At 44.9% G+C, this 6,483-nt stretch carries 4 protein-coding genes; all 4 read left to right on the forward strand.

Features of this window, described 5'->3' with window-relative positions; genetic code table 11:
* Window positions 1-75: 75 nt before the first annotated feature.
* The 4 genes from BCT34_RS12720 (at window position 76) to BCT34_RS12735 (ending at window position 6,409) form a co-directional block, all read left to right on the forward strand.
* Window positions 76-1,788 (forward strand): autotransporter assembly complex family protein, encoded by a 1,713-nt coding sequence (locus BCT34_RS12720; RefSeq protein ID WP_076651538.1) that lies wholly within the window; start codon window positions 76-78, stop codon window positions 1,786-1,788.
* The gene (locus tag BCT34_RS12725; RefSeq protein ID WP_076651537.1) at window positions 1,785-5,543 is read left to right on the forward strand and encodes a translocation/assembly module TamB domain-containing protein; all 3,759 of its coding nucleotides are present in this window, start codon (window positions 1,785-1,787) and stop codon (window positions 5,541-5,543) included. Before BCT34_RS12720 ends, BCT34_RS12725 begins: the two co-directional genes overlap by 4 nt.
* A 71-nt stretch (window positions 5,544-5,614) precedes the next feature.
* Window positions 5,615-5,971, forward strand: coding sequence for a gamma-glutamylcyclotransferase (locus BCT34_RS12730; RefSeq protein WP_076651536.1), 357 nt, complete (start codon window positions 5,615-5,617; stop codon window positions 5,969-5,971).
* A gap of 81 nt (window positions 5,972-6,052) precedes the next feature.
* Window positions 6,053-6,409, forward strand: coding sequence for a DUF2799 domain-containing protein (locus tag BCT34_RS12735; protein ID WP_076651535.1), 357 nt, complete (start codon window positions 6,053-6,055; stop codon window positions 6,407-6,409).
* The last annotated feature ends 74 nt before the right edge of the window (window positions 6,410-6,483 follow it).

Below are 6,483 nucleotides of genomic sequence, written 5' to 3' on the forward strand. Positions count from 1 at the left end.
CAGACTCAATGCCTTTTTAGCGGTATTATTTCTTTTCACTTATTAACGTATTGATAACTTCTTCACCAATTAAACATGATAAGAAAAACTTTACTAGTTCTGATTGGCACTCTATTGTCATCGACGCTCGCTTTCGCTGACGTTTCCCTTGAGATTGAAGGGCTTGATGGAGCGCTAGAGGATAATGTAGATGCTTATCTGAGCGCTGTCCCTGAAGAAGAATATGCGGTGTCGTTAAGGTTCCAATCTCGCTTGGAATCTATGATCAAAGAAGCTCTGAATGCGTTGGGCTATTACCAACCTAGCATCACTTTCTCTCACTCTGAAGATGACTCTGAATTGACTGTAACAGTCGACCGAGGAGAACCAGTTGTTATTTACACTTCAGATATCGTTTTGACTGGCGAAGCCAAAGATGACCCTGACTTTTTGGCCTTGATCGCTAAGAGCAAGCTGTCTAAAGGTTCGATTCTGAACCATGGTAATTATGATTCTTTGAAATCGTCAATCCGCAACCTTGGCTTGGCGAAGGGCTACTTCGATGGTGCGTATGATCTTAGTAAGTTAGAAGTTGCTCCTGAATTAAATCGCGCTTACATTCGCCTTCACTATAATAGTGGTATCCGCTATCACTTCGGCACAACCACAGTGACGGGCAGTCAAATTGAAGATGACAAAGTTCAATCTCTCAAGCCATTTGAAGATGGCGAACCTTACTCAATTACTAAAGTTGGCGAGTACAACCAAAACCTGTCTAATACCGATTGGTTTTCTTCGGTCTTTGTTGAACCGGACTTAAGCCAATTAGGCGAAGGTCGAGAAATCCCGATGAAGGTCAGCCTTGCTCCGCAAGCTCGTAATCAAATCGAAACGGGTATTGGTGTATCAACAGACCTTGGTGTAAAAGGCACTCTCAAATGGAAAAAACCTTGGGTTAACGACCAAGGTCATAGCTTCAATAGTAGTTTGTCGATTTCTAAGCCTGAACAGACGATCACCGCCACTTATAAAATCCCATTGGATGACGTACTTAATGACTATTATCAAGTTAAGTACGGTATGAAGAATTTAGATAACCGTGATACCAAGAGTTTGGAATCAAACCTTGCCTTAGAAAGATATTGGCGCCTGGATAACGGCTGGCAACGCACGGTGTTCATTCGATACTTGGTCGAAAACTATGAACAAGGTTTGCAAGATGATTTAGCGCAATTTGTGTTGCCGGGTATCTCTTTCTCACGAACTCGAACGCGAGGCGGTTCGATGCCGATGTGGGGCGACAAACAAACCATAATGTTTGAAGCGGGTGATGATACCTTATTGTCGGAAACCAAGGTGGTACGCTTTCAAGGACAAACAGCTTGGATCAGAAGTATCGGTAACAACCACCGTGGTCTAACCCGCCTACAGTTTGGTGGTAACTTTGCGGACGAATTTGACAAGCTTTCTCCCTCACTGAGGTTCTTCGCCGGTGGTGACAACAGTATCCGTGGTTATGGGTACGAATCGATTTCTCCTCGCGATGAAAGTGGCGCATTGACCGGTGCAAAATTCATTGCTACCAGCTCATTTGAATACCAATACCGCTTAGTCGGAAATTGGTGGGGCGCAGCCTTCTACGATATTGGTGATGCATTTAATGATACGCCAGAATGGAAACACGGTACTGGTGTCGGGGTTCGGTGGGCATCGCCTGTCGGCCCAGTGAGTTTAGATTTTGCTTGGGGTCTAGATGCGAAGAAAGGCGATGAGTTCCAACTGCACTTTAGTTTAGGACCTGAATTATGATCAAAGTGATGGGCAAATGCATTAAGTGGACATCGATCTCATTGACGTCTATTTTGCTGCTGTTGATAGCCCTGCTAGGTTTTGTTTTGTTCACCAATCCAGGGTTGAACACCGTGTTGTGGGGCGCTGAAAAAGCATTGCCACAGCTTAAAGTAGAAAGCACTAAAGGTGCACTTTTCCCAAGTTTTACGCTTAATAATGTCCAGTTCAAAGATGATAGCCTTCATATCGATACCAAGGTTGAAAAATTGGCATTGGCTATCAACCCTCGCTGTCTGCTCGACCCTAAGTTGTGTGTCGATCGTTTAGCTATTCAAGGGTTGGATTTTGCATTTACTGAGCTGCCTCTAGCGTCACCAGAAGAAGCTGAGCCTACTCCACCTGTAATATCGGTAAAAACACCGCTGCCAATCGTAATCAATCGTATCGCTTTATCTGATATCAAGTTGAATATTTTAGGCCACGAAATTGAATGGAGCCTATTCTCTACCGCTTTGACTATGCAAGGCGAAAAGCTGACGGTATCTCCAACCTTATTCAATGATCTCAAGGTCAAACTCGCGGAGTCGGCAGAAGAGCCGCAAGCTGAAGCTGTTGAGCCCGAGACAACCGTTAAAACTGCTATCGAATTACCCGAAGTCTGGATTCCTTTAAAGGTTGTCCTAGAGCGCTTTGATTTAAATCGCTTCACTTTAGAGCAAGAGACCCCCATTGTTGTGAACCACCTTGGGCTCGAAGCACGAGCTGGTGGGCACACAGTAGACGTTTCAACCCTTGAACTCGATACGCCACAAGTAAACGCGAACCTAGCGACGAAGGTTGAACTTAAAGATGGTTACCCGTTGGAGCTTTCTTTAGATGCGTTAGTGAACGAAACCGACCTTGCTGGGCAAAAACTATCATTGAAAGCGCAAGGGAGCGTGGCCAAGCTCAACCTGGATTCTCAGTTCTCTGAGCTGATTGAGGCGAAGTTGTCTGGGGACATTCAACCCTTAGAGCCGACTCTACCATTTGATCTCCTTTTAGAGGGTGGCCAAGCACAGTGGCCCCTTACTGGAAAAAGTAATTACCAAGCGGTAATTAAGAAGTTTAAGGCCGATGGCTCATTAGATGGTTTCAATGTACAGCTTATCGGTGAAGCTGATGGTAAGGAGATTCCTGAGTTATCCATTGATTTACAAGGGAAAGGCACGACTGAGCAGATTGAGCTCGAGCGTCTAAAATTGAACACATTAGGCGGTGAACTTAACGGTGTCGTTAAAGCGAACTGGAAGAATCTTGTTAATTGGCAAGCTGATGTGACACTCAAAGATATTCAACCGGGTCTGCAGTGGCCAGAAGCTGAGGGTAACATTAGCGGAAGCATCGTTACCTCGGGTGAGCTGACAGAAGCGGGGGGCTGGGCGATCGAGCTGCCTAAGTTAGATATTGAAGGGATCTTGCGAGAATACCCTCTGGATATCGAAGGTCAGTTGTCAGCGTCGGATCTCAGTGCGAGCGGTGAACCAAAACTGAAAACCAGCGGCTTGAGCTTGGCTCACGGTGTTAACTCGATTAAGGCTCAGGGTGAGCTTGATAAGCAATGGGACATGGGCGTTGAGATTTTCTTCCCTGAACTTGTAAAAAGTGTCCCTGATTTGAAAGGAAAAGTGATCGGCAATATCCAACTTAGTGGCCCAACGAAAGAGCCGGAGATCGATCTCGCTCTCAATGTGGATAAGGTCGATTGGAATAACGAAGCAACACTGGAATCCTTGTCTCTCAATGGTTCTGTTGTTCCTTTGCCATTGCCCGAAGCTCAAGCCGATCTTGAACTAAAAGCTAAGAACCTAACTTATCAAGATCAAAACGTAGAAAGCATTGACTTGACGATAAGTGGCGGAGAGAAGAAACACACTGTGACTTTAGATGTCATATCTGACATCGTGTCGACCAGTTTGGCTATCTCTGGTGAATTGATTCAAAAGCCTTCTCTTATTTGGGATGGTTCGTTAGACCGAGTCAAAATCACCACTCAACAAGGTCCTTGGGTATTAGAGCAACCCGTCGCAATAAAGGCGGATGTTGATAAACAGTTTGCCGATGTTCAAGCGCACTGTTGGAAACAATCGGGTTCGAGTGTGTGTTTAGATGAAGACGTTCGTGCCGGAAAATCAGGTGAGGTAAAGCTTGCCATCAACCAATTCGATTTTGCTCAGATTAAAGCCTTTGTGCCTAAAGAGACGCAACTGCAGGGCTTAGTCAACGCGACTGCTCATGCCAAGTGGTCTGAACAAGGCGAGCCAGAGGTGACGGTAAGCGTTGATATGCCTAAAGGTCAGGTTGTTCAACAAGTGGGTGAGCCAATTACCCTAGGTTGGGAGAGTGTTGCATTGAATGCCCAGCTGAAAGATAACAAGCTGGATGCTGACTTTAAGCTGGATGTTTCAGACAATGGTGACTTGTCTGGTACGGTGTCATTACCTGATATTCTTGCCGAAGACAAAATGGTAGACGCAGCTATTAAGCTGACCACGTTCCATCTCGATTTCTTACAGCCAATTCTTGGTGAGTACAGCCTATTAAAAGCCGACCTTGAGAGTGACCTTCAAGTCAAAGGTTCTTTAATGCACCCTCAAGTCTTTGGTCGATTCTCTGTTGATGGTATTCAAGTTAAAGGTGACGTAACACCTGTTGATGTGAAAGATGGTCACATAGACCTCGACTTTGATGGTTATAGCGCAAAACTGGATGCGAATGTCGAAACCCCTGATGGTCATCTTGATATTGAGGGGAGCGGAGATTGGCAAGATCTTCAAGCATGGCGCTCTAATGTGAGAGTTTTTGCTGATGAGTTGATGGTTGATATTCCGCCGATGGTTAAAGTTAAAGTCGTGCCTGATATGACTATTGATGTCACCCCCGAGCTAGCCAAAATCACCGGTGATATTGCACTACCTTGGGGACGCATTGTTGTCGAAGATTTACCACCTTCTGCGGTTGGCGTGTCTTCTGATCAAGTTCTTTTGAATAAAGATCTTGAACCAGAAAACGAGGACACGATCCCATTCAATGTGATGACGAATATTAATATCTCTATTGGTGATGACTTTAAACTGTCTGCCTTCGGCCTCGAAGGTGATTTGGTCGGTAAGCTCAACGTGGCTCAAAAAGACCAAGGTCCATTTATTACAGGGGAAGTGAACATCGTCGATGGTACTTATCAATCATTCGGACAAGATCTCTTGATCGAAGAGGGTAAGATTCTAATGAATGGACCTCCAGATCAGCCATATGTCGCCATCAATGCGATTCGTAACCCTGATAATACTCAGGATGATGTGACCGCAGGTATTCGAGTGACAGGCCCAGCAACAGAGCCGACTATCGAGATTTATTCTGATCCAGCGATGCCGCAAGCCAACGCGTTATCTTATATTTTGCGTGGCCAAGATATCGATGGCGAATCAAGCGGCTCAATGACGACCACCTTAATCGGTTTGAGTCTGGCGAAGAGTGGTAAGGTTGTTGGTGAAATCGGTGAAGCCTTTGGTGTACAAGATTTGCAATTGGATACTGCAGGCTCTGGCGATGATTCTCAAGTGACGGTAAGTGGCTACATTCTTCCAGGCTTACAGGTGAAGTATGGTGTGGGTATATTCAATTCGTTGGGTGAGTTTACGGTTCGTTATCGATTGATGCAGGACCTCTATGTTGAAGCGGTGTCTGGCCTAGATAGTGCCGTTGACCTTCTGTATCAATTTGAATTTGAGTAGGGCAATTTGGATTCGAGTTGCTTTGGTCTCATCCATTGTAGATCGTAAATAGAAAGGCTCATGGAGGGCGTATGCAGCATCTTGTTTTTGTTTATGGAACATTGAGGCAAGGTCAGTCCAATCATCACTATTTGAAGGGCTGCGATTTACTTGGGCGGTTTGATACATCAGAGGAATACGCACTTTTTGATTTAGGTGCCTATCCGGCGATGATTTTTGGAAAGAAAAGTGTCGCTGGCGAGGTCTATATCATTAACGACGAAGTTTTGGCGTCGCTCGATCGGCTAGAAGATGTGCCTGTTGAGTATCGTCGCGAGCAAATAGAGACTATATTTGGATTAGCATGGGTATATTTGTATCAGCTTGATCTAACAGCTAATAAAGAAATACTTTCGGGTGACTGGTGTAAGCGGAACAACCCGCTATAGTGAATGAACTACTGGAAGCTTTCTGACGTAATAGCTAATAGTCTTAATGTACAGGCTAGTCTTTTCCATCAGGAGGAAATTATGAAATATCTATTATTGGTGTTATCCATAATGCTATTTGGTTGTGCGCAAACCCCGCCACCCACATCAATGAACACGACCGATTGGCAGAGCTTTGGCGAAGAAATGGCGCTAAAAGGAAAAACTAAACAGACAGAAGCTAGTTTGGCTGAAGCTGCTGCTTCACCATCCATTGATGCAGATTTGTATGCGGCATACGGTCAAGGCTATGAAGTGGGTAAAACTCAGTATTGTTCTCAAAATCCAAGAGCGTTAGGTCGACGTGGCGAGACCTATCTTGGCATTTGCGACGACATAGATAAATGGTTCCGTTTTAACTACGAACGAGGCGCTGAATCCAAATATAGTGTTCGATAATTCAGTGATTGTTTAACTAAGTGAACAACAAAAAGCCAGCATGTGAATGCTGGCTTTTTTAAGGTTCATCGCGG

Source organism: Vibrio sp. 10N.261.45.E2, from assembly GCF_002875705.1.
GTDB lineage: Bacteria > Pseudomonadota > Gammaproteobacteria > Enterobacterales > Vibrionaceae > Vibrio.